Here is a 24,302-nt window from a genome sequence, read left to right as displayed (position 1 = left end):
CGGCAGCCGCACATCGGGCACCGCCCCGCGCCCCTACGGGGTGCTGCCCCCCGACAACGGCATCATCGGATGGCTGCCCGTCGCGGTGGGCGCGTGTTCCGGGAGCCACAGGACCGCCACCGCGCCCTCCGCCGGGGTGCCGGCCTGGGTGCCCGCGGGGCGTACGTTGCGGAACGTCAGGCGGGCGCCCAGCACCCGGGCCTGGCCCGCCGCGATGGTCAGGCCCAGCCCGTGCCCCGTACCGGCGCGGTCCTTGCTGCCCGTGCGGAAGCGGCTCGGACCCTCGGCGAGCAGTTCCTCAGGGAAGCCGGGACCGTGGTCGCGGACCCGGATGACCCGGCCCTCGACGGTCACCTCGATCGGCGGCCTGCCGTGCCGGGCGGCGTTGGCGAGCAGGTTGAACAGCACCCGCTCCAGGCGGCGCGGGTCGGTGGTGACCTCCGACTCGTGCACCACCCGTACCTCGATCTCCGGGTCCTTGGCGGCCACGCGCCGGGAGACGAACTCGCCGAGCATGATGTCCTGCAGCTCCGCCCGCTCCGAGGCGCCGTCCAGGCGGGCCACCTCCAGGACGTCCTCGACGAGCGTCCGCATGGCCTTCGCCCGGTCCAGGACCAGTTCCGTGGGGCGGCCGGGGGGCAGCAGTTCCGCGGCGGTGAGCAGGCCCGTCACGGGGGTGCGCAGCTCGTGGGCGATGTCGGCGGTGACCCGCCGCTCGGCCTCGAGCCGCTGCTGCAGCGCGTCCGCCATGGCGTCGACCGCCCGGGCCAGATCGTCGGTCTCGTCCCGGACGACCCCGCCGATGGCCTCCCGCACCCGGACGTCGGTCTCGCCCTTGGCGACCTGGTTCGCGGCGGCCGCCGCCTTGCGCAGCCGCCCGGAGAGCTGCCCGCCGATCAGCACGCCGAGCGCGCTGCCGCCGAACACGACCGCGACGGAGCCGATGACCAGCGCCTGGTCGAGGTCCTTCATCACAGCCGTGGAGCGGTCCGGCAGGGGGCCGTGCGTCGACAGCACATGCCCGTCCTTGGTCGGCAGGGCCGCCCAGATGTCCGGCACCCCGCCGTGGTCGATGACGTCGCTGGCCTTCCTGCCGTCCACCATCTTCTGGCGCAGCGCGGCCGGCAGCTCGGGGTCGTCGACCTTGACGTTCGGGAAGTTCGGCCGCCGGCTCGTCTCGTAGTTGCGCTGCGCCCACTGGAGCCGCTGATTGGCCAGGTCGCGTGCGTTGTCGAGCATCGAGACCCGGGCCGCGTTGTGGACGACCAGGCTCAGCGTGATCGCGACCAGGCCGGCCACCAGCGCGATCGCCGCGCTGAGCTTCCATCTGAGCCCGGTGTGCAGGCCCGCGCGCTCCATGCGCCGGACCGAGTGCCGAAGGATCCCCCGCATGCCGCCCCGCTCAGGCCTTCAGCTTGTAGCCGAAGCCGCGGACCGTCTCGATCCGGTCCTGGCCGATCTTCTGGCGCAGCCGCTGCACATGCACGTCGACGACCCGGGTGTCCCCGCCCCAGCCGTAGTCCCAGACCCGCTCCAGCAGCTTGTCCCGGGAGAGCACGGTGCCCGGCGCCGAGGAGAACTCCAGCAGCAGCCGCATCTCGGTCGGGGTGAGCGCGACCGGCTGCCCGGCCCGGCGCACCTCCATGCCCTCGGTGTCGATCTCCAGGTCCCCGAAGGTGAGCACGCCCCCGCTCACCGGGTCCTCGGCCGCCTCGGCCCGGTCACCGCCGCCCGCGTGCCCGAAGCGGCGCAGCACCGCCCGGATCCGCGCGACCAGCACGGCGCCGTCGAACGGCTTGGTCACGTAGTCGTCGGCGCCCGCCTCCAGGCCGAGGACGACGTCGATGGAGTCGGCGCGTGCCGACAGCATGATCACCGGCACGGTCGACTCGTCCCGGATACGACGGCACAGGCTGACGCCGTCCAGACCCGGCACCATGACGTCCAGCAGGGCGATGTCGGGGCGGTTCGCCCGGAACGCCTCCAGGCCCGACAGGCCGTCGGGCATGGCGGTGACCGCGAAGCCGTCCCGCTCCAGGGCGAGCTGGGTGGCCTCGCGGATGACGTCGTCGTCCTCGACGAACAGGACGTGGGTCTGGTCTGCCATCCCGGTGCTCTCAGTCCTCGTGGTGTGCGTGCGTGTGGGGGGTCAGTTCGGCGCGGAGGCGTCGCCGCCGGTCTTGCTGTAGTAGTTGTCGTGTTTGTTCAGCACGGTGAACCGGCCCGCCTTCCACGTGTACGTGATCACGGTTTCCCGGGACGGGTTCGACAGCGTGTCGTCCGTGTCGTACACCTGCTTGGTCACGGTCAGGTCGGTGCCGTCGATCTCCGAGTACACCGGCGAGTCCTCCGCCGTGAACACATTTTTGTACGTGCCTCCGACGTCCCGGTACACGTAGGTGGCGATGCCCACACCGTCGCTGCAGCTCACCACGTTGAGGAGGACGTCGTTGACGGGTCCGTGGGTCAGATCGCCGTAGGTGACGTTGAGCGGGTAGTCGTCGTCGCTGCTGCACGGCTTCAGGGCCCGTTTCACCGTGCCGGAGACCTCCGGATCCTTCTTCAGCAGCGAGACCGCGTCCACCTGCTTGTACTCGGTCGGGCTCGGCGTGGGCGAGGCGACGGCTCCCGCGACCGCCGACGCGTGCGCCGGGCCCTCGTCCCGGGTGCCGGTGCCCCCCGTGCCGCACGCGGCGACGAAAAGGCCGAGGGCGGCGATCGCGGCCACCGCCGCGATCACCGCCTGTGAACTGCCTCGGACCCGGTCGGGCCCGGCCCCGGTCAGGCCGCGCAACGCTCCCGCTCCTCACGCTCCAGCGCGCGTGCGTCCAGATCGCGGGCCTCCAGCTCCTCGCGGAGCCGGGCGAGCGCCCGGTGCAGCGTGCTCTTGACCGTACCGGCCGACATGCCGAGGGCCGCGGCCGTCTCCTCCGTGGACATCTGCTCCCAGTGTCGCAGGACCACGACACTGCGCTGCTTCGGGGCGAGCACTTTCATGACGTCCATCAGCAGGGCCCGGTCGGCGTGCTGCTCGGTGGAGTCCTCCACGGACGCGTCCGGCAGCTGCTCGGTGGGGACCTCCTCCAGCTTGCGCGCCCGCCACCACTCCGTACGGGTGTTGATCATGACCCGGCGCAGATAGGCGTCGGCGAGCCGCTTGTCCGCGATGCCCTCCCAGCGGCCGTACGTCCGCACCAGCGCCGTCTGCAGCAGGTCCTGGGCGTCGACCGGGTCCGGGACCAGCCGGCGCGCGCTGCGCAGCAGCGCGTCCTGCCGGGTGCGGACGTACTCCTCGAACTCGAGCACCTCGCCCTGCGCCATGATCAACCGCCTCCGTTCCCCGTTCACTCCGGCTCCGTGCCTGAAGTCCTGCGTTCGTTCCCCGTGTCCGGTGGTCTGCCGGGCACGGAAAAGAAGTTAGGGAGTGGTTGTCACGGCGCTGTCCGAACCAGCCTGCGGCTAGCAATCGGCTATCCGTCGGTTGTGTAACAGCCGTAGGAACGGGGTAAAGCAGGTGGCTGTTATGTCCCTTTATGCTGGCCTTTGTCGGCTGGATCGGCCCGTAACAGAGGGGCGGTGACTGTGACTTGGCTGTACGTCAGCTGAGCGGCAGCCGATACAGGCCGCCCGGCAGCGGCTCCACCAGACCGTCCGCGACGAGCCCGTCGAGCGCGCGGGCACGCTGCACCGGCTCGTGCCACACCCGGTCCAACACCCCCTGCGGCACCGGCGCGTGCGCCTCCCGCAGCACGGCGAGCAGCTTGCCGCGCACCTGCCGGTCCGTGCCGGCGTACGTCTGTCCGCGGCGCGGCGGTCCCGCGTGCTCCGGCTTGCCGGCCAGCCGCCAGGCGCACTGCGCGGCGATCGGGCACCGCCCGCACCCCTCGTTCTTCGCCGTGCACACCAGCGCGCCCAGCTCCATCGAGGCGGCGGCCCAGCGCGCGGCCGTCCGCTCGTCCTCGGGCAGCAGCTCACGGGCGAGCCTGCGCTCGGCGGCCGTGGTCGCGTTCGGCGGGTACTGCACCCCCGTCACCGCCCGCGCGAAGACCCGGCGCACATTCGTGTCCAGCACCGGATGCCGCTGCCCGTACGCGAACGAGGCCACCGCGGCGGCCGTGTACTCGCCGATGCCGGGCAGCGCCAGCAGCTGCGCGTGATCCGTCGGTACGTCGCCGCCGTGCCGTTCCGTTATGGCGACCGCGGCGCCGTGCAGCCGCAGGGCCCGGCGCGGATAGCCGAGCCGGCCCCAGGCGCGCACCGCCTCGCCCGGCGCCTCCTTCGCCAGGTCCGCGGGTCGCGGCCAGCGGACCAGCCACTCCTCGTACACCGGTAGCACCCGGTTGACCGGGGTCTGCTGGAGCATGAACTCGCTGACCATCACACCCCACGGGCCTGCCTCCGGGCGGCGCCAGGGGAGGTCGCGGGCGTGGGCGTCGAACCAGGCGATCACGGGGGTGTGCAGCTTCTCAGTCATGGCCTTCCGATCCTGCCACGGCTCGGCGTGCGTGACGGGTGACGGCGCGGTCACCCAGCGTTGCGAAGGGTGAAGAACCCTGGGCGGTCACGGCAGTTGCCGGGATGATGATCCGGAAAAGTTGGTGCCCGCGCGGCGGGTGGGGCAAGCAAGCAGGGCGTTCTCTCGTACAGTTTCCGCCGTGGGATCTCTGCGCAATCCGGTCGGGCCGCTTCCCTCCTCCATCTACTGGCGAAGGAGGGTCGTACTGCTGTCGGTGATCGCCCTGTTGGCGCTGCTGATCGCGTGGATCGTCACGGCCGGCGGCGGGGGTGGCAAGAAGAACGCCGGCCGGTCCGACGGCAAGAATCCCGTGCCCACGATCACGCCGGGGCCGTCCTCGTCCGGGCCCGCGATCAGCCAGCACCCGGGCGGGCGCGACGGCTCGGGTGGCGGCTCCGGTGGCGGCGACTCCGGTTCCGGCGGCGACAGCGGCTCCGGCGCCGGTTCCGCGGGCGCCTCCGGCGGCGGTGGCGGCTCGAGTGCGGGCTCCGGCGGCGGCGACGTCGGTACGGGCGACGCGCTCCCCGCGTCCTCCTCGCTGCCCAACTGCTCTTCCTCGGCGGTGACGTTGAGCCTGCGGAGCCTGCGCAACTCCTACTCGCCGGACCAGACGCCGACCTTTGAACTCACCGCGAAGAACGGCTCGTCCGCCGACTGCAAGGTCGATCTCGGCCCGAAGAGCGCGGTGTTGACCATCACGCCGGCGGACGCGAGCGCCGCGTTCTGGTCGTCGGCCGACTGTCCGCGGGGCGCGGGCAGCCTGGTGTTCCGGGTGCCGGCGGGGCAGAGCATCACGTACACCGTGAAGTGGGACCGCAGGCCGAGTGCTCCGCAGTGTGCGACACCCTCCGGGGGTTCGGCCAAGGTGGGGACCTATCTGCTGGAGGCCAAGGCGCCGGGGTTCGGGAAGCTGCAGGCGTCGTTCGTGCTGTCGGCCGACTAGCCGACTAAGGGGTGGGGTGGCGCGGTTCGTGTCCGACTGCGGGTGAGTGGGGGCTTGTCGCGCAGTTCCCCGCGCCCCTTGGGTGGGCGAGCCGCAGCTTGCTTAAGGGGCGCGGGGAACTGCGCGAATAACCACACCGGACCCGCAGCCGCCGGACGACAACGCGCCCCGAGCTATTAGGCGCCCGGCTCAAACTTAGACGTACCGCTCCAAGATGGACGACTCCGCCAAACGCGACAAACCTTCCCGCACGCTCCGCGCCCGGGCCTCGCCCACGCCGTCCACGGTCTGCAGGTCGTCCACGCTCGCGGCGAGCAGCTTCTGCAGGCCGCCGAAGTGCTCCACCAGCCGGTCGATGATCGCGCCCGGCAGGCGCGGAACCTTGGCCAGCAGCCGGAAGCCCCGCGGGGACACCGCGGAGTCGAGGGTCTCCGGCGAGCCCGTGTAGCCCAGTGCCCGCGCCACCGTGCCGAGTTCGAGAAGCTCCGCGTGGGTCAGGGCGTCCAGCTCGGACAGCGCCTCCTCGACCGTGCGGGAGCGCTTGGCCGTCGGCTCGGGGACATAGTCCCGGACGACCAGCTCACGGTCGGGTTCGACACCCGCGATCAACTCCTCCAGCTGGAGCGCGAGAAGGCGGCCGTCCGTGCCCAGTTCGACCACGTATTCGGCGATTTCGGTGGCGATGCGCCGGACCATCTCCAGGCGCTGCGCGACGGCGGACACGTCCCGCACCGTCACCAGGTCCTCGATCTCCAGCGCCGAGAGGGTCCCGGCCACCTCGTCCAGCCGCAGCTTGTACCGCTCCAGCGTGGCCAGCGCCTGGTTCGCGCGGGAGAGGATCGCCGCCGAGTCCTCCAGGACGCGCCGCTGACCGTCGACGTAGAGGGCGATCAGCCGCATCGACTGGGAGACGGAGACCACGGGGAAGCCGACCTGCTTGCTGACCCGGTCCGCCGTACGGTGCCGGGTGCCCGTCTCCTCCGTGGGGATGGTCGGGTCCGGCACCAGCTGCACGCCCGCGCGCAGGATCTTCGACAGGTCCGACGACAGCACGATGCCGCCGTCCAGCTTGCACAGCTCGCGCAGCCGGGTGGCGGTGAACTCCACGTCCAGGACGAAACCGCCCGTGCACATCGCCTCGACCGTCTTGTCCGAGCCCAGCACGATCAGGCCGCCGGTGTTGCCGCGCAGCACGCGCTCCAGGCCGTCACGCAGGGCCGTACCAGGAGCCACGGCGCTCAGCGAGGCGCGCATCAGGCCATCGGAACCGGCACTCCCACCGATTTTTCCGGGAGCTGCTGCCCGGTCGTTGGCTGCCACTGCACTCCTCCGGTCGCAGGTTCTGACGCGCCCCCGTGACCCGCACTCGGTTCGTACGGACGGGCGAGACCAGGGCAAAGTCTACCGGCGGTCCTCCGCCTCCCGTGGGGCCTCTCGGCGACGGGAGCGCGGCAGCACCCGCAGCGCGTCCCCCATGTCGGCGACTTCCAGCACCTTCATACCGGCCGGCACCTTGCCCGGATCGGTCGGTACGAGCGCGTGCGTGAAGCCCAGCCGGTGCGCCTCGGCGAGCCTGCGCTGCACGCCCGTGACGCGTCTCACCTCGCCCGCGAGGCCCACCTCGCCGATCGCGACCAGGTTCTTCGGCAGGGGGGTGTCGCTGGCGGCGGAGGCCAGCGCGAGGGCGATGGCGAGGTCGGCGGCGGGCTCCGACAGCTTCACCCCGCCGACCGTCGCGGAGTAGATGTCCCGCTTGCCGAGCGCGCTGATCCGGCCGCGCTGCTCCAGGACCGCCAGCATCATCGACACGCGCGAGGTCTCCAGGCCCGAGGTTGTACGCCGAGGGGAGGGGATCTGGGAGTCGACGGTCAGCGCCTGCACCTCCGCCACCAGCGGGCGGCGGCCCTCCAGGGTGACGGTCAGACAGGTGCCGGGGACCGGTTCGTCACGACGTGTCAGGAAAAGTCCGCTTGGATCCGCGAGGCCCGTGATGCCCTCGTCGTGCAGCTCGAAGCAGCCGACCTCGTCCGTGGCGCCGTAGCGGTTCTTCACGCCGCGCACCAGGCGCAGGCGCGCGTGCCGGTCGCCCTCGAAGTGCAGCACGACGTCCACCAGGTGTTCGAGGAGGCGCGGGCCCGCGATCGCGCCGTCCTTCGTGACGTGGCCCACCAGGAGTGTGGACATCCCGCGCTCCTTGGAGGCGCGGATGAGCGCGCCCGCGACCTCCCTCACCTGGGCCATTCCGCCGGGCGCGCCCTCGATCTCGGGGGAGGCGACCGTCTGCACCGAGTCGAGGATCAGCAAGGAGGGCTTGACCTCGTCCAAGTGCCCGAGGACGGCCGACAGATCGGTCTCGGCGGCCAGATACAGCTCCTCGTGCAGGGCGCCGATGCGGTCCGCGCGCAGCCGCACCTGGCTCGCCGACTCCTCACCGGTCACATAGAGCGTGCGGTGCTCGGCGCTCGCGGACTTGGCGGCCACGTCCAGCAGCAGCGTGGACTTGCCGACGCCGGGCTCGCCCGCGAGCAGCACGACCGCGCCGGGCACCAGGCCGCCGCCGAGCACCCGGTCCAGCTCGGGCACGCCGGTCGAGCGGGCGGTGGCCTGCCGCCCGTCGACCTGGCCGATGGGCAGCGCGGAACTGGTCACGCGGCCCGGGGCCGTCGTACGCACCGCGGGCGCGCCGTACTCCTCGACCGTGCCCCACGCCTGGCACTCGGGGCAGCGGCCGAGCCACTTGGCCGTCTGCCAGCCGCACTCGGTGCAGCGGTAGGACGGGCGGTCCTTGGTGGTCTTGGTACGGGCAGCCATGCGGAAACCGTAGCCCGCGGCACTGACAACGGGTCCCCGGGCCGTGTGCGGGTGAACCGGTATCGGCCACCACCCGTCGGGTTCGAGCCGTGGAACAAACGGTTCCTGTCCCCTTATGAGGGATCGTTTCACCCGTACGGATTAAAAGAGCTCAAGCTTCAAGAAGGGGCACTCCACCGGCGCCTACGGTCGCACGGGTGATGAGCAGTAGTCCGCAGACCACCACCCGCAGCCCCGGCGCGCACGGGACGCGCGGCGAGGCCCGAGACGCACGAGCGGCGCGGGAGGGGCGCGAAGCAGGACAGGCCCGCGAGGTGCGGGAGGGGCGCGAAGCAGGCCCTGCCCGCGAGGCGCGGGAGGCACGCGACCGCGCCGCCGCGCGCACCCTCGCCCAGCGGCCGCCGGCACGCTACGAGCCGTACCTGGACGGGCTGTTCACCTACTGCCTGTCGGTCCTGTGCGACCACGACGCGGCCACCGCCGCCCTCGGTGACGTCCTCGCCCTGGCCGAGCGGCGCGGACACCGCGTCCCGGAGGCCGCCGACCGCAGGGCCTGGCTGTACGCGCTGGCCCGCTGGGCGTGTCTGCGCAAGCTGGCAGAGGCCAAGCAGAAACGTCAGGCCACCCACGCGGCGGGCCGCACCAGGGCCGCGGGGGAGGTCCCCGAACCGCCCCTCTCCCCGGACGTCCAGGAACAGCGGCGCCGCGAACTGGCCCTGCTGGCCTGGCCGGAGGCGGCCGGTACGACGCCCGAGCAGCGTGAGGCCCTGGAGCTGGCCGTCCGCCACCACCTGGCCGCGCCCGAGGTCGCCGCCGTGCTCGGCATGGAACCGGCCGCCGCGCGCGACCTGCTGGCCGCCGCCGCCTGCGAGGTCGAACGCACCCGCGCGGCGCTCGCCGTGGTCGAGACCGGCGGCTGTCCGAGCGTGGCCCACCTCACCGGGGACAGCGGCCTGGTCCTCAGCACGGCCCTGCGCCGGGAACTGGTCCGGCACGTGGACGACTGCCCGCGCTGCCGCCGCACCGCCGAGCGCGCCGTGCCCGGCCGCTGGCCCGGCGCCACGGTCACCCCGGCCGAGCTGCCCGTCCTGGAGGCCCCCCGGGCGGCCCTGCACATCGCCCTGACGCGCCACGCACGCGCGCGTGGCGCGGCGGCGCCCCGCTTCGACCGGCGCGGGTTCCCGATGGACCCCAAGGACCGCGCGGCCCGCCGCGACCGGCTACGCGCGCGTGCGGTGACGACGACGGTCGTCGCCACGGTGGTGGCCGCCCCCGTCCTGGCTCTGTGGGCCGCCTACCGGGGCGCGCCGACGGCGGACGGGGAAGGCCCCTCCGCCACCGCGCGCGAGGCCCAGGGCCCCGACGCCCTCGGCAGCGACACGGCAGGCGGTTACGAGAACGCCGGGAACGCGAGCGTGAAGCCCGGCGCGCACATCGGCGAGGACGGCAAGGCGGACGTCTCCGTGGAGGTCGTCAGCGTGACCGGAGCGGGCGACCAGGGCGCCGGCCGGCTCGACGTCAGCGCGGCGAACGACGGTGACACGACCCTCGTCACCCTCATCGCCTCCGGCTCCTCCCCGGTCCACTGGTCCGCGTCCACCTCGGCGCCCTGGCTCTACCTCAGCCGGTCCACGGGAACCCTCGGCCCCGGCGACACGTTGACGATCAAGGTGTACGTCGACCACCTCCGCGAGCCGGCCGGCCACTGGCAGGCGCAGGTGGCGATCTCCCCGGCCGGCGCGGTGGTCACCATCGACGGCTACGGCACGGCCCCCACCCGCCGCCCCACACCCCCGCCGGCCTCCTCCTCAGCGCCCGCTTCCACACCGCCCACCGACCCCCCGTCGACCCAACCGACACCACCGACCACCCCACCCAGCACCTCCACCGATCCGACCCCACCCCCTGACTCCCCGACGCCGACGCCCACGGGGACGCTGTCCGGCAGCGAGACGCCCAGCCCGTCGGGGGGCTAGAGGCGGGGCGCGTGGCCATGGGCGATCGGCAGATCCGTGCGGTGATCGGCAGATCCGTTCCAGGACGGCACGGTGCCCTGTTCCCGGCTGGGCGAGAGAGCCGCAGGTCAGGAGGTGCCGCGCCGGAGGGAAGGGCGGGAGGGGGAGCTCAGGCCCGCAGAGGGGGTGGAACGGATCTGCCCATCAGGGACCGAGAAGCCCGGGAGTCGAGAGCAGTGGGGGCTGAGAGGGCGGTGGGGCTGAAGTGACGGGCTCGGGAGTTACGTGGCCGGGTCGGCCGGGTGCGGGGCGATCAGGGGGAGCTGCGACGCCAGGCGCTGTTCGCAGAGCTCGACCAGACGGTCGTACCCGGCCTTGCCCATCAGCTCGGTCAGCTCCGCCCGGTAGGAGACGTAGACCGGCTCGCCCGCGCCGTGCGCGGAGGTCGCCGAGGTGCACCACCAGTGCAGGTCGTGGCCGCCCGGACCCCAGCCCCGGCGGTCGTACTCGCCGATCGACACCTGCAGGACCCGCGTGTCGTCGGGGCGGTCGATCCAGTCGTACGTCCGCCGGATCGGCAGTTGCCAGCACACGTCCGGCTTGGTCTCCAGCGGCTCCCGGCCCTCCCGCAGCGCGAGGATGTGGAGGGAGCAGCCCGCCCCGCCCGCGAACCCCGGCCGGTTCTGGAAGATGCACGAGCCCTGGAACGGGCGGGTCTGGCGGGAGCCCTCCTCGTCCTTGGCGACCCAGCCGTTCCGGGTGCCCTCGTCGTGGTTCTGCCAGATCTCCGGCGTGAGCCGTGCCACATGCTCGGCGACCCGCTTCTCGTCGTCCTCGTCCGAGAAATGCGCGCCCAGCGAGCAGCACCCGTCGTCCGCGCGGCCCGCCTGGATGCCCTGGCAGCCGCTGCCGAAGATGCAGTTCCAGCGAGAGGTCAGCCATGTCAGATCACAGCGGAAGACCTGCTCGTCGTCCGCAGGATCGGGAAACTCCACCCAGGCGCGCGCGAAGTCGAGCCCCTTCTCGTCGCTCATCTTCGGGGCCTTCTTCGACTTCGTGGACTTCTTGGACACGGACGACGCCTTCGCCTGCGCAGAATCCTTCGATCCCTTGGAGGATTTGTGGTCCTTCGCCTTTTTCGTCTTCGGCACCCGTCCAGGGTAAAGCGCCGAGGACCGCTCCGGGGACCGCCGTCGGGCGATCTGGCAGTAGCGTTCCGTATATGAGACTCGGTGTCCTGGACGTGGGTTCGAACACGGTGCATCTGCTGGTGGTGGACGCCCACCCCGGAGCGCGCCCGCTGCCCGCGCACTCCCACAAGGCCGAACTTCGGCTCGCCCAACTGCTCGACGACAGCGGTGCCATCGACGACGACGGCATACACCAGCTGGTCGCAGTCGTACAGGACGCGCTCCAGGCCGCCGAGGACAAGGGCGTCGAGGACCTGCTGCCGTTCGCCACCTCCGCCGTGCGCGAGGCCACCAACGCCGACGACGTCCTCGCGCGCGTGGCGCAGGAGACGGGCGTACGGCTCCAGGTCCTGACCGGTCCGGAGGAGGCCCGCCTGACCTTCCTCGCCGTGCGCCGCTGGTTCGGCTGGTCCGCCGGAAAGCTGCTGGTCCTGGACATCGGCGGCGGCTCCCTGGAGATCGCCTACGGCATAGACGAGGAGCCGGACACCGCCGTCTCCCTGCCGCTCGGCGCCGGCCGGCTCACCGCGGGCTGGCTGCCCGGCGACCCGCCCACCCCGGAGGCCGTACGCGCCCTGCGCCGCCATGTCCGTACCGAGATCGCCCGCACGGTCGGCGAATTCAGCCGCTTCGGCGCCCCCGACCACGTGGTCGCCACCTCCAAGACCTTCAAGCAGCTCGCCCGCATCGCCGGCGCCGCCCGCAGCGCCGACGGCCTCTATGTCCAGCGCGAACTCAAGCGCGAGTCCCTGGAGGCCTGGGTCCCGCGCCTGGCCGGCATGACGGCGGACCAGCGCGCCGAGCTCCCCGGGGTCTCCGAGGGCCGCGCCGGCCAGCTCCTCGCGGGCGCGCTGGTGGCCGAGGGCGCGATGGACCTGTTCGGGGTGGAGAAGCTGGAGATCTGCCCCTGGGCTCTGCGTGAGGGCGTCATCTTGCGGCGCCTTGATCACATGGGTTCGGATTAGAAGCCTGAGGGGCGCGGGGCTGTGTCGATATGCGGCTCCGCCGCGTGGGCGCGAGCGACCACCCAGCCGCACCCGCCCGAATGGCAAACCTCACAACGGCGAACAGGCACCCGACACCGGCACCACCGCACGCCGTAAGGTGACGCACGTGGCTGAACCAACGGACGTGCAGATCGCGCTGTCGACGGCCTCGGTATACCCGGAGTCCACCGCGACGGCCTTCGAGATCGCCGCGCGCCTCGGCTACGACGGCGTCGAGGTCATGGTGTGGACCGACCCGGTCAGCCAGGACATCGAGGCGCTGCGCCGCCTGTCGGACTACCACGGCATCCCGATCCTGGCGGTCCACGCCCCCTGCCTGCTGATCACGCAACGGGTCTGGTCGACGGACCCGTGGGTCAAGCTGCAGCGGGCCCGGGCGGCCGCCGAGAAGCTGGGCGCCTCCACCGTCGTCGTACACCCGCCCTTCCGCTGGCAGCGGCAGTACGCGCGCGACTTCGTCGACGGGATCTGGCGGATGGCGGACGAGACGGACGTGCGGTTCGCCGTCGAGAACATGTACCCCTGGCGCTACCGCGACCGCGAGATGCTCGCCTACGCCCCGGACTGGGACGTCACCCAGCACGACTACCGGCACTTCACGATCGATCTCAGCCACGCGGCGACGGCCCGTACGGACGCCCTGGAGATGGCCGGCCGCATGGGCGACCGCCTCGGCCACGTCCACCTGGCCGACGGCCGGGGCTCGGCCAAGGACGAGCACCTGGTGCCGGGCCGCGGCACCCAGCCCTGCGCGGAGCTGCTGGAGCACCTGACGCTGTCCGGGTTCGACGGCCATGTCGTCATCGAGGTCAACACCCGGCGGGCGATGTCCGGCGCCGAGCGCGAGGCCGACCTCGCCGAGGCCCTGGCCTTCGCCCGCAAGCACCTGGCGTCGGCGGTACGGGTGCCCCGGCGATGAGCGACACTGCGGCCATGAGCGAGCCCCTGCCTCCTGCCGGGAAGCAGCCGACGGCCCGCCGAAGGGGCCGCCCCCCGCGCGCCGAGTCGGCCGACACCCGTGATCGCATCCTCTCCGCCGCCCGTGCGGAGTTCTCCGAGCGCGGCTACGAGAAGACGTCCGTGCGCGGGATCGCCAAGGCGGCCGGCGTGGACTCCGCGCTGGTCCACCACTACTTCGGCACCAAGGAGCAGGTCTTCGAGGCGGCGATCGCGGTGGCCTTCGCGCCCGCGCTGAACGCCCCCGAGGCGGTGGCCGCCGGCCCGCTGGACGGGGTGGGGGAGCGGCTGACCCGCTTCATCTTCGGCGTCTGGGAGAACCCCACGACCCGTACGCCGCTCCTCGCGATCGTCCGCTCGGCCGTCAACAACGAGACCGCGGCCGCCGTGTTCCGCCGCCTGATCGCCTCCCAGCTGCTGCGCCGCATCGCCGCCCAGGTGGATCTCCCGGACCCGGAGCTGCGCGCCGAGCTGGCCGCCGCCCAGCTGGTGGGCGCGGCGATGATGCGCTACGTGATCAAGCTGGAGCCGCTGGCCTCGGCGGACCTGGAGCAGATCATCGCGCGCGTCGCCCCTGTCGTGCAGCACCACCTCACGGTCAGGTGAGACGGGCCGGATGAAACACGTGTCCCGCATTCCGGACAACCGTGTCCAGCGTTTGGAGCACCGGCGTACGCTCGTAAGCAGTCAGAAGTCTCTCTGATCGCAGTCTCTGAAGGAGCGAGCGACGATGCCCGAGCTGAGGTCCCGCACAGTCACCCACGGCCGCAACATGGCGGGCGCCCGCGCCCTTATGCGCGCCTCCGGTGTACCCGGTGCGGACATCGGCCGGAAGCCGATCATCGCCGTCGCGAACTCCTTCACCGAGTTCGTCCCGGGCCACACCCACCTCCAGCCGGTCGGCCGGATCGTCAGCGAGGCGATCAAGGAGGCGGGCGGCATCCCGCGCGAGTTCAACACGATCGCCGTGGACGACGGCATCGCGATGGGCCACGGCGGCATGCTGTACTCCCTGCCCTCCCGCGACCTGATCGCGGACTCGGTGGAGTACATGGTCGAGGCGCACTGCGCCGACGCCCTGGTCTGCATCTCCAACTGCGACAAGATCACCCCGGGCATGCTGATGGCGGCCCTGCGCCTGAACATCCCGACGGTGTTCGTCTCCGGCGGCCCGATGGAGTCCGGCCGCGCCACCCTGGTCGACGGCACGGTCCGCACCCTCGACCTGGTCGACGCGATCTCCGACGCCGTCAACGACAAGATCTCCGACGAGGACATCCTCCGGATCGAGGAGAACGCCTGCCCGACCTGCGGCAGCTGTTCCGGCATGTTCACCGCCAACTCGATGAACTGCCTGACCGAGGCCATCGGCCTCTCCCTCCCCGGCAACGGCTCGGTCCTCGCCACCCACACCGCGCGCAAGCAGCTCTACGTCGACGCGGCCCGCACGGTCATGGACCTCACCCGCCGCTACTACGAGCAGGACGACGACACGGTCCTCCCGCTGAACATCGCCACCTTCCAGGCCTTCGAGAACGCCATGGCCCTGGACATCGCGATGGGCGGCTCCACCAACACGATCCTGCACCTGCTGGCCGCCGCCCAGGAGGCGGGCGTCCCCTTCGGCCTGGAGCAGATCGACGCCGTCTCCCGCCGCGTGCCCTGCCTCGCCAAGGTCGCCCCGAACGTCGCGAAGAACCGCACGTACTACATGGAGGACGTGCACCGCGCCGGCGGCATCCCCGCCCTGCTCGGCGAACTGCACCGCGCGGGCCTCCTCAACGAGGACGTCCACGCCGTGCACAGCCCGTCCCTGGCCGACTGGCTGAAGACGTGGGACGTCCGCGGCGGCTCGCCCTCGCAGGAGGCGGTGGAGCTGTGGCACGCGGCCCCGGGCTGCGTCCGCTCCGCCGAGGCCTTCTCCCAGTCCGAGCGCTGGGCGGCCCTGGACGAGGACGCGGAGGGCGGCTGTATCCGCTCGGTCGAGCACGCCTACTCCAAGGACGGCGGCCTCGCGGTCCTCAGGGGCAACCTGGCGGTCGACGGCTGCGTGGTGAAGACGGCCGGCGTGGACGAGTCGATCTGGACCTTCGAGGGCCCGGCCGTCGTCTGCGAGTCCCAGGAGGAGGCCGTCCAGCGCATCCTCACCCACGAGGTCAAGGACGGCGACGTCGTCGTCATCCGTTACGAGGGCCCCAAGGGCGGCCCCGGCATGCAGGAGATGCTCTACCCGACCTCGTACCTGAAGGGCCGCGGCCTGGGCAAGACCTGCGCCCTGATCACCGACGGCCGCTTCTCCGGCGGCACCTCCGGCCTGTCCATCGGCCACGCCTCCCCCGAGGCGGCCTCCGGCGGCACCATCGCCCTGGTCCAGGACGGCGACCGCATCCGCATCGACATCCCGAACCGCACGATCGAGCTGCTGGTCGACGAGGCCGAACTGGCCCGCCGCGAGCAGGCGCTGAACGGCGTGTACGCCCCCAGGAACCGCGAGCGCAAGGTCTCCCAGGCCCTCCGCGCCTACGCGGCGATGGCGACCAGCGCGGACAAGGGCGCGGTGCGGGACGTGACGAAGCTGGGCTGAGCCCGGCACCGACGAGAAGGGGCCGCCTCCCGCAAGGGGGCGGCCCCTTCGTGCGTCACCAGGCCTTCGGGTCGCGTCCGTCGACGCCGAACACGGTGCCGTCGGGGGCGGTGGCGTAGACGCGGGAGCCGATGAGCAGCGGGGCCGGCACCTCGCCCGCGACCTCGCCCGGGTTCGTGCCGAGCCGCGGCGGAGTCTGTCCCACCAGGCTTCCGTCCGCCGCGTCGAAGGCGAGCAGGCGTCCGTCGGGAGCGGAGAAGTAGACGTGTTCCGCGGAGGCGACCGGCGCCGAACCACGGCTCACGGACGACTCGACGTGCCACAGCCGTCTGCCCGTGCCGAGGTCGAGAGCGTCCAGTGAGCCGCCGGTCGACAGCAGGTGCACGACATCGCCGCGTACGGCGGCCTGGGGCGCCGTGAGCGGGACGGGCAGCACGACCCGGCGCACGGACTTCGAGCCCGGCGCATACCGGACGACGGCGTTCGCGTCCCCCGAGGCGGGGTCGAAGGCCAGCAGGAACAAGGAACCGCCCTGGCTGCCGATGGGCTGCAGCGAGCCCTTCAGCCGCGCTTCCCAGCGCGCCGCACCGGTGCGCGGGTCCAGGGCGGTGACCCGCGTGTACGCCCCGTCCGACGAGGTGCTGGTCGCGTACGCCATCGGGTCGCCGTCGTAGGAGGCCAGAAAAGGGGTGCCGGGCCCGGACACCCGGCGACGCCACTTCGTGTCTCCCGAGGCTCCGGCCACCCCGGTGACCGTCCCGTCCGTGCCGGTGACGAGGAGCATGGATCCGGCGAACCGGATCCCCGTGTGCGCGGGCATGTCCCGGTGCCAACGAGGCGCGCCCGAGACGGGATCCAGGGCCACCACGCGCCGGCCGCCTTCCGTCGGCAGCAGCAGGCCGCCCGAGAGCGCGGGAGCATCGCTCGTCCGTTCCGCGGCGACCTGGCGCCGCCACAGGAGTGAGCCGTGGGCGGGATCCAGGGCGAACGCCAGGCCGGAACGGAAGCAGAACAACTTCCCGGCGCCGGGGACGCATTGAGGCATCCCGGAGCCCGTCCCGCTCGGCTTCGCCCGCCATGCGGCGAATCCGGCAGCGGTGGTGGCGGTGCCGGTCTCCTTCGCCGCGGGACCCGTCCCGCCACCCGGCCACAGCAGCCCGGTGAGCACCCCGGCCACGGCGAGGGCGAGCACCCCGGCGCCGAGGGCCGCTCGCTTGCCGAAGCGCCTGCGGGGTTCGGGCGCCGGCTCGGTGCCGGAGGACTCCCGCGCCGGCGCGTCGTCGTCGGTGCGCTGCGCCGGTATGAACGCCTGCGTGTCGTACGAGGCCGCGACCGACCGCAGCTCCCGCATCAGCTCGTCCGGAGTGGGCCGGTCCTCCGGCTCCTTGGCGAGACACCGCAGCACCAGCGGCGCGAGGCTCTCCGGCACCCCGGTCAGGTCCGGCTCGTCATGCACCACCTGATACGCGACGACGTACGGGCTGTCGGAGTCGAACGGCCCCCTCCCGGTCGCCGCGTGCACCATCACCGACCCGAGGGCGAAGAGGTCGGCGGCCGGCCCCACTTCCCGCGGCCGCCGGAACTGCTCGGGTGCCATGAAAGGCGGAGTGCCGATCAACTTGCCGGTCTCCGTGCGCAGTTCGCTGTCCTTCGGCCGGGAGATGCCGAAGTCGATGACCTTCGGCCCGTCCTCGGCCAGCAGCACGTTGCTCGGCTTGAGATCACGGTGCACGACCCCCACCCGATGGATGTCACGCAACGCCTCGGCGAGCCCGGCCATCAGCCGCCGCAGCTGGGCAGCCGACATCGGACCGTTCCGCTTCACGTGCTCCGAGAGGGTCGGACCGGGAATGAACAGCGTGGCCATCCAGGGCCTTTCGGCCTCCGGATCGGCGTCGACGACCGGCGCGGTGAAGGCGCCGCTCACCCGTCGGGCGGCGGCCACCTCCTGCCGGAAACGCCCTCTGAACTCGGGATCCTTGGCGAACTCGGCGTGTACGACCTTCACCGCGAGCTTCAGCCCCGAGGTGCTGCGGGCCAGGTGCACCACGCCCATGCCGCCGGACCCCAGACAGGACTCCAGGACGTACTGGCCGGCGTACTCGGGAAGTTCCGCTTCCGCGCCCGCTCCGGGCCTGCGCTGTGGCGTCATGGACCACCCCCGTGCTGTTCGTCCGCGCGCGCGACGCACGGAGCCTAGTCGATGACTCGTGCGAGACCGAGGCGGCTTGCTAGCCTGCGCGCGCGAGTTCCTAACGTCCGTTCCGGAACTCGGTTCCAGGGAGACGACGGGCCCCGCCACAGGGGGCCCAGCGGGGGAGGACTGCCATGTCTGTCGAGCACACGGAAGCCGCGAGCGGCGGCGAGCACGAGTCGCTCACCGCGGAGTCGGCCGTACACACGTACCCGGTCGCCCCGGGCGTCCGCCTGAACGTCCGCAGCGGCCCCGGCACCAACTACAGCATCATCCGGGTCCTCACCGAGGGCACCCGGGTCCCGATCTTCTGCCAGGCGCCAGGGACGACGGTGACCGGGCCGTACGGCACGACCAACATCTGGGACAACATCAACAACGGCGAGTACGTGTCCGACGCCTACGTCCAGACCGGCAGCGACGGCTACATCGCCTCGCGCTGCGCCTGACGCCCGACCCCGCCCGGAGCCCGCCCCCGCCCGGCGCCATAATCGTCCCGTGAGCGACGAAAACGGCACCCCGGACGGCCCGGCGGGCTCCTCGGGCGGTACGGCCCAGGGCGGCGGCCCCCGCCCGGAGCCCCTCCGCTTCTTCGGCACCACCTGGGTCGACCACGACAACGGCTACGCGGCCCGCCGCGCCGGTGCCGCCGTCGGCTCCCTCGCCGCGGCCGTCGCCTCCTGCCTGGTCCTCCGCTTCGCCTACGAGGGCATCCGGATCGCCGACACCGGCTCCTTCGTCACCGTGCTGATCATCGCCATGTTCGCGATCTGCAGCGCGCTCGCCTTCCGCAACACCTGGGAGGGCTTCGACAAGCGCCACGACCCCCAGCGCCAGGCCTCTTTGCGCGGCCTGCTCGCCATCGGCTTCGTCGGCTCCCTGCTCGCCTACTTCTTCCGCTCCCTCACCGAGGCGCCGGGCGAGAAGCTGCACCGCGCGGAGTACGAGTCGGCCCGAGCGGAGTACGAGCGCCGCACCTCCCGGCGCACCGGCAACCCCTCGAAGAAGAAGCGGCGCCGCTGACACCGGCTCCGGCGGTCGGCGAAGGGGGCCGGTAACACCGGTCTCCGGTGGCCAGGCCGGCCCGCCATCCTGTGCCCTCTGCCCTCCGTCGCCATTCCGGCTCCCCGCCCCGAAATACCTGAAGAGACCCCTGAAGAAACCCCCGAAGAAACCCCTCCCGTCGCCGAAAACCACCTGCCGTCGCCTCCCCTCGGCCCACACCATGGCCGTATGACCGTGACGCAACCGCCCCCGCCCTCCGCCCGCGCGCACTCCTTCAACTCCGCCGCCGCCCAGTACGCCGCGAACCGCCCGTCCTACCCGCCCGCCCTCTTCGACGCCGTCGAGGAACTGGCCGGCCGGTCACTGACCGGTGCCCGGGTCGTGGACGTCGGGGCCGGTACCGGCATCGCGACCGCCCTCCTGCAGGCCCGCGGCGCCGACGTGCTCGCCGTGGAACCCGGTGCGGGCATGGCCGCCGAGTTCCGGCGTGGGCTGCCGCGTCTCCCGATCGTCCGCGGCAGCGGCGACGCCCTGCCCGTCACCGACGCATACGCCGACTTCGTCACCTACGCCCAGGCCTGGCACTGGACCGACACCGCCCGCTCGGTGCCGGAGGCGCTGCGGGTCCTGCGGCCGGGCGGTGCGCTGGCGGTGTGGTGGAACACCGACGCGCTGGACGTCGACTGGATCGCCGACGCAGCCGACCGCACCGGCCGCTTCCTCGGCATCGACATCGCCGCCGAGAAGCGCAAGGCCGGCGAGCGAACCGACCTTGCCGACCCCAGCGGACGCCTCGACTTCACCCGCCGTGACGTCCGCTGGAGCCGCCGCGTCACGATCGACACCCACCTCGCGAACATCGGCAGCCACTCCGCGTTCCTCCTCACCCCCGAGGACCGCAGGACCGCCTTCCTGGCAGAGGAGCGCGCCCAGCTGCTGAAGGTCTTCCCGGACGGCATGGTCGAGGAGACCTACGACGTGCTGCTGCTCGTCGCCACCAAGCCCTGACCAGCGAAGAAGCGTCGCTGCGAGCGGCGGCCCGGCTCGACCGGCCGCCGCTTTCGCATGTCCGCCCGGCCGGTCCCTTGACGCGTGGGCCCTCCGGGCAGATTATTCATCGCATGATGAATTATGTGCCGGAGCCACCACCCCGGCCCTCCACCGCCGCCGTCCACGCCCAGGACCTCACCGTCGTACGCGGCCCCCGCACCGTCCTCCACCACCTCGACTTCTCGGTCCCCCGCGGCCAGGTCACCGGCCTGCTCGGTCCGTCCGGATGCGGCAAGTCGACCCTCATGCGCTCGATCGTGGGCACCCAGGCCAAGGTCACCGGCACCCTCCAGGTCCTCGGCCACCCGGCAGGCCACCCCGCCCTGCGCTCACGCATCGGCTATGTCACCCAGGACGCCTCCGTCTACGACGACCTGACCGTCCGCCAGAACCTCGAATACTTCGCCGCGATCCTCGACCCCGGCCGCACGGCCGCCGAACGCCGCCACGAACACGTCATCCGGGCCATCACCGACGTCGACCTCACCAGCCACGCCGACGCCCTCGCCGGCAACCTCTCCGGCGGCCAGCGCAACCGCGTCTCCCTCGCCGTGGCCCTGCTCGGCGCCCCCGAACTCCTCGTCCTGGACGAACCCACCGTCGGCCTCGACCCCGTCCTGCGCCGCGACCTGTGGCACCTCTTCCACGACATCGCCGCCACCCGCGGCGCCACCCTCCTCGTCTCCTCCCACGTCATGGACGAGGCCGAGCGCTGCCACCGCCTCCTGCTCATGCGCGAGGGCGAGATCCTCGCGGACGACTCCCCGGACGCCCTGCGCACCCGCACCGGCAGCGACACCGTCGAGGCCGCCTTCCTCCACCTCGTCGACGAGGCAGCCGCGGCAGCCCGCCCCAAGGAGAGCACCCGATGAGCACGACGAGCAGCGCGAGCACCACGACCGCCCCGGCCCCGACCGGTGTCATCAACGCCGGCCGCACCACCGCCACCGCCGCCCGGGTCCTGCGCCAGCTGCGCCACGACCCGCGCACCATCGCGCTGATGATCCTCGTCCCGTGCCTGATGCTGATCCTGCTGCGCTATGTCTTCGACGGCAGTCCCCGCACCTTCGACAACATCGGCGCCTCCCTGCTCGGCATCTTCCCGCTGATCACGATGTTCCTGGTCACCTCCATCGCCACCCTGCGCGAACGCACCTCCGGCACCCTCGAACGCCTCCTCGCCATGCCCCTCGGCAAGGCCGACCTCATCGCCGGCTACGCCCTCGCCTTCGGCGCCCTCGCCATCGTCCAGTCCGCCCTCGCCACCGGGCTCGCCGTGGGGGTGCTCGGCCTCGACGTCACCGGCTCCCCCTGGCTGCTCCTCCTCGTCGCCCTCCTCGACGCCCTGCTCGGCACGGCCCTCGGGCTCTTCGTCTCGGCCTTCGCAGCCTCGGAGTTCCAGGCGGTCCAGTTCATGCCCGCGGTGATCTTCCCCCAGCTCCTCCTCTGCGGCCTGTTCACGGCCCGCTCGAACATGCACCCCGTCCTGGAGGCCGTCTCCGACGTCCTGCCCATGTCGTACGCCGTCGACGGCATGAACCAGGTCCTCCGCCACACCGACATGACGGCCACCTTCCTGCGGGACGTCCTGATCGTGGCGGGCTGCGCGCTGCTGGTCCTGGGACTGGGGGCGGCGACACTGCGACGGCGCACCGCGTAGCCCGGGGGAGCGGAACAGGCCCGGTCCAGATCCGTTCCGCCCACCGGACAGCCGATCGCCACCACACCCGCCGGTGCCAGACTGAACCCCATGAGCCAGAAAGTCGCAGTCCTCGGCACCGGCAAGATCGGCGAAGCCCTGCTCAGCGGAATGATCCGGGCCGGCTGGGCCCCCGCCGACCTCCTGGTCACCGCCCGCCGCCCCGAACGCGCCGAAGAACTCCGCACCCGCTACGGAGTCAGCCCGGCCACCAACGCCGAGGCCGCCAAGACCGCCGACACCCTCATCCTCACGGTCAAGCCGCAGGACATGGGCGCCCTCCTGGACGAGCTCGCCCCGCACGTCCCGGCCGACCGCCTGATCATCAGCGGCGCCGCCGGCATCCCCACCTCCTTCTTCGAGGAGCGCCTGGCCGCGGGCATCCCGGTCGTCCGCGTCATGACCAATACCCCGGCCCTCGTCGACGAGGCCATGTCGGTCATCTCCGCCGGCAGCCACGCCACCGAGGAGCACCTCGCGCACGCCGAGGAGATCTTCGGTGCCGTCGGCAAGACACTCCGCGTCCCCGAGACCCAGCAGGACGCCTGCACCGCCCTGTCCGGATCCGGCCCCGCGTACTTCTTCTACCTGGTCGAGGCCATGACCGACGCCGGCATCCTGCTCGGCCTGCCCCGCGACAAGGCCCACGACCTCATCGTCCAGTCCGCGATCGGCGCCGCCGTGATGCTCCGCGACAGCGGCGAACACCCCGTCAGGCTCCGCGAGAACGTCACCTCCCCGGCCGGCACGACGATCAACGCCATCCGCGAACTGGAGAACCACGGCGTACGAGCCGCCCTCATCGCCGCCCTCGAAGCCGCCCGCGACCGCAGCCGCGAACTCGCCTCCGGCAAGAAGGACTGACCCGGCGCCGGGGGCGACGGCTCACCACCGGCTGTCCGCCCCCGCACGCACGGGCCCGCTAACGACCGGCCCCGCTCAGCGCCGTCTCGAACACCGGCGGCAACAGCCCGATCGCCCGGTAGGCCGCATCGACGGTCGGCCGGGCCATCGCCCGCGCCTTCTCCGCACCATCCCGCAGCACCCCCTCCACATAGCCGGGATCCGCGCACAGCTCCCTGTGTCTGGCCTGCACGGGCCTGAGGACCTCCACCACCGCCTCCGCGGTGTCCTTCTTCAAGGCGCCGTACGAGTCGTAAACGTCTGCCAGTGACTCAGGGTTCCCGCCCGTGCACGCAGCGAGAATCTCCAGCAGATTCGCGACCCCGGGCCGCCCCGCACGGTCGTACGCCACGTCCCGCCCGCTGTCGGTGACGGCCCGCATGACCTTCTTCCGCACGTCGTCCGGCTCGTCGAGCAGATAGACGACACCCAGCCCCGACTCGTCCGACTTCCCCATCTTCGACGCCGGGTTCTGCAGGTTCATCACGCGCGCCGCCACCGCCGGACGGGTCGCCCTCGGCACCACGAAGGTGTGCCCGTACCGCTGGTTGAACCGCACCGCCAGGTCCCGCGCCAGCTCGACGTGCTGCACCTGGTCGTCCCCGACCGGCACCTCGTCCGCGCCGTAGCCCAGGATGTCCGCGGCCATCAGCACCGGATACGTCAGCAGCGACAGCCGTACGGTCCCGCCGCGCTCCCGCACCTTCGCGGTCTTCTCCTTGTACTGGATCATCCGGCGCATCTCACCGTCGGTCGCCACGCACTCCAGCAGGTACGACAGCCTCGTGTGCTCGTCGACATGGCTCTGCAGGAACACCGTGCACACCCCGGGATCCAGCCCGGCCGCCAGCATCAGCGTCGCCGTCTGCCGGCTGAGCCTCAGCAATCGCGCCGGATCCTGGTCCACCGTCAGCGCGTGCAGGTCCACGACGCAGAACAACGAGTCGGCCTGGTACTGGTCCGTCTCCACCCACCGCCGCAGGGCTCCCAGGTAGTTGCCCAGCGTCAGGTGCCCGGTCGGCTGAATCCCGCTGAAGACCCGTGTCATCTCCACTCCACCTCCTGGTCGGGACCGCCGCTCCTGCGGCCGGCCCCCGGAGTCCGGAGGAGATACGAGAACGGCCGCCGAAGCGGCGGCCGTTGGATGCATACGTGAGTACGGCCGCCGTCAGGCGGCCCACCAAAGCTGGGTACACGTACGCGTCGTCATGTCGACCAGAGTACGCCTCCGGAGTGCCCACGGGGCAAGAGTTGACACCCGACACGCCGATCCGTAGTGTTCTCCGGGTTGTCCGACGTGAGCGCCGACTCCGGTCGGTCCCCGGACAGCCACTCCGCAAGTACCAGCCAGCATTCGACGCTGCGGCGCCGACTGCTTCTGCATGCGTATTTATGGAATGAGGAAACCGCGTTCGAAAGGACGCAGCCCCCGATTAGCTCGGGAGCACGGAATCCGCTAAAGTCTCACTCGTCGGAACGGCCCAACGG

Annotated in this window: 22 protein-coding genes; 12 read left to right on the top strand and 10 right to left on the bottom strand. The window is 72.0% G+C overall.

Annotation, left to right across the window (positions count from 1 at the left end):
• Nucleotides 1–33: 33 nt before the first annotated feature.
• The 5 genes from cseC to ABB07_RS17135 all read right to left on the bottom strand — a co-directional run bounded on the left by cseC (nucleotide 34) and on the right by ABB07_RS17135 (nucleotide 4,474).
• A complete protein-coding gene (gene cseC, locus ABB07_RS17155; protein WP_208899524.1) occupies nucleotides 34–1,392 on the bottom strand; it encodes a two-component system sensor histidine kinase CseC in 1,359 nt (452 codons plus the stop codon).
• 10 nt (nucleotides 1,393–1,402) lie between these two features.
• The gene (gene cseB / locus ABB07_RS17150) at nucleotides 1,403–2,107 is read right to left on the bottom strand and encodes a two-component system response regulator CseB (protein ID WP_208899523.1); all 705 of its coding nucleotides are present in this window, start codon (nucleotides 2,105–2,107) and stop codon (nucleotides 1,403–1,405) included.
• Nucleotides 2,108–2,149: 42 nt separating this feature from the next.
• A complete protein-coding gene (locus ABB07_RS17145) occupies nucleotides 2,150–2,794 on the bottom strand; it encodes a hypothetical protein (RefSeq protein ID WP_208899522.1) in 645 nt (214 codons plus the stop codon).
• Entirely contained in the window at nucleotides 2,782–3,321 is a 540-nt protein-coding gene (locus tag ABB07_RS17140; RefSeq protein WP_055703482.1) for a SigE family RNA polymerase sigma factor, read from the bottom strand. Before ABB07_RS17140 ends, ABB07_RS17145 begins: the two co-directional genes overlap by 13 nt.
• A gap of 277 nt (nucleotides 3,322–3,598) precedes the next feature.
• Entirely contained in the window at nucleotides 3,599–4,474 is an 876-nt protein-coding gene (locus ABB07_RS17135) for an HhH-GPD family protein (RefSeq protein WP_208899521.1), read from the bottom strand.
• A 181-nt stretch (nucleotides 4,475–4,655) separates the two neighbouring features.
• Between ABB07_RS17135 and ABB07_RS17130 the strand changes: the two genes are divergently transcribed.
• On the top strand, nucleotides 4,656–5,459 hold the full coding sequence (locus tag ABB07_RS17130) for a hypothetical protein (RefSeq protein ID WP_208899520.1): 804 nt from the start codon (nucleotides 4,656–4,658) through the stop codon (nucleotides 5,457–5,459).
• 195 nt (nucleotides 5,460–5,654) lie between these two features.
• Here the strand turns inward: ABB07_RS17130 and disA are convergent, their stop codons facing one another.
• Both disA and radA read right to left on the bottom strand, forming a co-directional pair.
• Nucleotides 5,655–6,779, bottom strand: coding sequence for a DNA integrity scanning diadenylate cyclase DisA (gene disA / locus ABB07_RS17125; RefSeq protein ID WP_055703485.1), 1,125 nt, complete (start codon nucleotides 6,777–6,779; stop codon nucleotides 5,655–5,657).
• A gap of 81 nt (nucleotides 6,780–6,860) precedes the next feature.
• A complete protein-coding gene (radA, locus tag ABB07_RS17120) occupies nucleotides 6,861–8,270 on the bottom strand; it encodes a DNA repair protein RadA (protein ID WP_208899519.1) in 1,410 nt (469 codons plus the stop codon).
• A gap of 200 nt (nucleotides 8,271–8,470) precedes the next feature.
• On the opposite strand from radA, the gene ABB07_RS17115 reads away from it, so the two are divergent.
• On the top strand, nucleotides 8,471–10,246 hold the full coding sequence (locus tag ABB07_RS17115; protein ID WP_244189397.1) for a BACON domain-containing protein: 1,776 nt from the start codon (nucleotides 8,471–8,473) through the stop codon (nucleotides 10,244–10,246).
• 260 nt (nucleotides 10,247–10,506) lie between these two features.
• Here the strand turns inward: ABB07_RS17115 and ABB07_RS17110 are convergent, their stop codons facing one another.
• Nucleotides 10,507–11,259, bottom strand: coding sequence for a DUF3109 family protein (locus ABB07_RS17110; protein WP_425264812.1), 753 nt, complete (start codon nucleotides 11,257–11,259; stop codon nucleotides 10,507–10,509).
• Nucleotides 11,260–11,447: 188 nt separating this feature from the next.
• On the opposite strand from ABB07_RS17110, the gene ABB07_RS17105 reads away from it, so the two are divergent.
• The 4 genes from ABB07_RS17105 to ilvD all read left to right on the top strand — a co-directional run bounded on the left by ABB07_RS17105 (nucleotide 11,448) and on the right by ilvD (nucleotide 15,963).
• The gene (locus ABB07_RS17105) at nucleotides 11,448–12,380 is read left to right on the top strand and encodes a Ppx/GppA family phosphatase (protein ID WP_208899517.1); all 933 of its coding nucleotides are present in this window, start codon (nucleotides 11,448–11,450) and stop codon (nucleotides 12,378–12,380) included.
• Nucleotides 12,381–12,528: 148 nt separating this feature from the next.
• The gene (locus ABB07_RS17100) at nucleotides 12,529–13,341 is read left to right on the top strand and encodes a sugar phosphate isomerase/epimerase family protein (RefSeq protein WP_208899516.1); all 813 of its coding nucleotides are present in this window, start codon (nucleotides 12,529–12,531) and stop codon (nucleotides 13,339–13,341) included.
• Nucleotides 13,342–13,355: 14 nt separating this feature from the next.
• Nucleotides 13,356–13,985, top strand: coding sequence for a TetR/AcrR family transcriptional regulator (locus tag ABB07_RS17095; protein ID WP_208899515.1), 630 nt, complete (start codon nucleotides 13,356–13,358; stop codon nucleotides 13,983–13,985).
• Nucleotides 13,986–14,109: 124 nt separating this feature from the next.
• Entirely contained in the window at nucleotides 14,110–15,963 is a 1,854-nt protein-coding gene (ilvD, locus tag ABB07_RS17090; protein WP_208899514.1) for a dihydroxy-acid dehydratase, read from the top strand.
• 55 nt (nucleotides 15,964–16,018) lie between these two features.
• On the opposite strand, the gene ABB07_RS17085 is transcribed toward ilvD, so the two are convergent.
• A complete protein-coding gene (locus ABB07_RS17085; protein ID WP_208899513.1) occupies nucleotides 16,019–18,115 on the bottom strand; it encodes a serine/threonine-protein kinase in 2,097 nt (698 codons plus the stop codon).
• A gap of 176 nt (nucleotides 18,116–18,291) precedes the next feature.
• Here ABB07_RS17085 and ABB07_RS17080 point away from each other — a divergent pair, with 176 nt between their 5' ends.
• The 6 genes from ABB07_RS17080 (at nucleotide 18,292) to proC (ending at nucleotide 22,775) form a co-directional block, all read left to right on the top strand.
• Nucleotides 18,292–18,606, top strand: a complete 315-nt coding sequence (locus ABB07_RS17080) for an SH3 domain-containing protein (protein ID WP_208899512.1) — start codon at nucleotides 18,292–18,294, stop codon at nucleotides 18,604–18,606.
• Nucleotides 18,607–18,655: 49 nt separating this feature from the next.
• Nucleotides 18,656–19,180 (top strand): EamA/RhaT family transporter, encoded by a 525-nt coding sequence (locus ABB07_RS17075; protein WP_208899511.1) that lies wholly within the window; start codon nucleotides 18,656–18,658, stop codon nucleotides 19,178–19,180.
• A gap of 210 nt (nucleotides 19,181–19,390) precedes the next feature.
• Entirely contained in the window at nucleotides 19,391–20,170 is a 780-nt protein-coding gene (locus tag ABB07_RS17070; protein ID WP_208899510.1) for a class I SAM-dependent methyltransferase, read from the top strand.
• 113 nt (nucleotides 20,171–20,283) lie between these two features.
• Nucleotides 20,284–21,084: an ABC transporter ATP-binding protein gene (locus ABB07_RS17065; protein ID WP_208899509.1), complete on the top strand. Its 801-nt coding sequence runs from the start codon at nucleotides 20,284–20,286 to the stop codon at nucleotides 21,082–21,084.
• Nucleotides 21,081–21,872, top strand: coding sequence for an ABC transporter permease (locus ABB07_RS17060; RefSeq protein WP_208899508.1), 792 nt, complete (start codon nucleotides 21,081–21,083; stop codon nucleotides 21,870–21,872). Before ABB07_RS17065 ends, ABB07_RS17060 begins: the two co-directional genes overlap by 4 nt.
• A 90-nt stretch (nucleotides 21,873–21,962) precedes the next feature.
• Entirely contained in the window at nucleotides 21,963–22,775 is an 813-nt protein-coding gene (gene proC / locus ABB07_RS17055; RefSeq protein ID WP_208899507.1) for a pyrroline-5-carboxylate reductase, read from the top strand.
• A 58-nt stretch (nucleotides 22,776–22,833) separates the two neighbouring features.
• Here the strand turns inward: proC and trpS are convergent, their stop codons facing one another.
• On the bottom strand, nucleotides 22,834–23,862 hold the full coding sequence (gene trpS / locus ABB07_RS17050) for a tryptophan--tRNA ligase (RefSeq protein ID WP_208899506.1): 1,029 nt from the start codon (nucleotides 23,860–23,862) through the stop codon (nucleotides 22,834–22,836).
• Nucleotides 23,863–24,302 lie beyond the last annotated feature (440 nt).

Source organism: Streptomyces incarnatus, from assembly GCF_001027185.1.
Classification (GTDB): domain Bacteria; phylum Actinomycetota; class Actinomycetes; order Streptomycetales; family Streptomycetaceae; genus Streptomyces; species Streptomyces puniciscabiei.
Note: the sequence above shows the minus strand (reverse complement) of the source record. Positions and strands in the feature narration are given on the sequence as shown.

What these genes read in the sequence shown, in the direction of transcription:
- ABB07_RS17060 (WP_208899508.1), top strand. Translation starts at nt 21,081, where the DNA reads ATGAGCACGACGAGCAGCGCGAGCACCACGACCGCCCCGGCCCCGACC.
- ABB07_RS17085 (WP_208899513.1), bottom strand. Translation starts at nt 18,115, where the DNA reads ATGACGCCACAGCGCAGGCCCGGAGCGGGCGCGGAAGCGGAACTTCCC.
- radA (WP_208899519.1), bottom strand. Translation starts at nt 8,270, where the DNA reads ATGGCTGCCCGTACCAAGACCACCAAGGACCGCCCGTCCTACCGCTGC.
- ABB07_RS17065 (WP_208899509.1), top strand. Translation starts at nt 20,284, where the DNA reads ATGATGAATTATGTGCCGGAGCCACCACCCCGGCCCTCCACCGCCGCC.
- proC (WP_208899507.1), top strand. Translation starts at nt 21,963, where the DNA reads ATGAGCCAGAAAGTCGCAGTCCTCGGCACCGGCAAGATCGGCGAAGCC.
- ABB07_RS17140 (WP_055703482.1), bottom strand. Translation starts at nt 3,321, where the DNA reads ATGGCGCAGGGCGAGGTGCTCGAGTTCGAGGAGTACGTCCGCACCCGG.
- ilvD (WP_208899514.1), top strand. Translation starts at nt 14,110, where the DNA reads ATGCCCGAGCTGAGGTCCCGCACAGTCACCCACGGCCGCAACATGGCG.
- ABB07_RS17135 (WP_208899521.1), bottom strand. Translation starts at nt 4,474, where the DNA reads ATGACTGAGAAGCTGCACACCCCCGTGATCGCCTGGTTCGACGCCCAC.
- ABB07_RS17115 (WP_244189397.1), top strand. Translation starts at nt 8,471, where the DNA reads ATGAGCAGTAGTCCGCAGACCACCACCCGCAGCCCCGGCGCGCACGGG.
- cseC (WP_208899524.1), bottom strand. Translation starts at nt 1,392, where the DNA reads ATGCGGGGGATCCTTCGGCACTCGGTCCGGCGCATGGAGCGCGCGGGC.
- ABB07_RS17080 (WP_208899512.1), top strand. Translation starts at nt 18,292, where the DNA reads ATGTCTGTCGAGCACACGGAAGCCGCGAGCGGCGGCGAGCACGAGTCG.
- cseB (WP_208899523.1), bottom strand. Translation starts at nt 2,107, where the DNA reads ATGGCAGACCAGACCCACGTCCTGTTCGTCGAGGACGACGACGTCATC.
- ABB07_RS17105 (WP_208899517.1), top strand. Translation starts at nt 11,448, where the DNA reads ATGAGACTCGGTGTCCTGGACGTGGGTTCGAACACGGTGCATCTGCTG.
- ABB07_RS17110 (WP_425264812.1), bottom strand. Translation starts at nt 11,259, where the DNA reads ATGAGCGACGAGAAGGGGCTCGACTTCGCGCGCGCCTGGGTGGAGTTT.
- trpS (WP_208899506.1), bottom strand. Translation starts at nt 23,862, where the DNA reads ATGACACGGGTCTTCAGCGGGATTCAGCCGACCGGGCACCTGACGCTG.
- ABB07_RS17070 (WP_208899510.1), top strand. Translation starts at nt 19,391, where the DNA reads ATGACCGTGACGCAACCGCCCCCGCCCTCCGCCCGCGCGCACTCCTTC.
- ABB07_RS17095 (WP_208899515.1), top strand. Translation starts at nt 13,356, where the DNA reads ATGAGCGAGCCCCTGCCTCCTGCCGGGAAGCAGCCGACGGCCCGCCGA.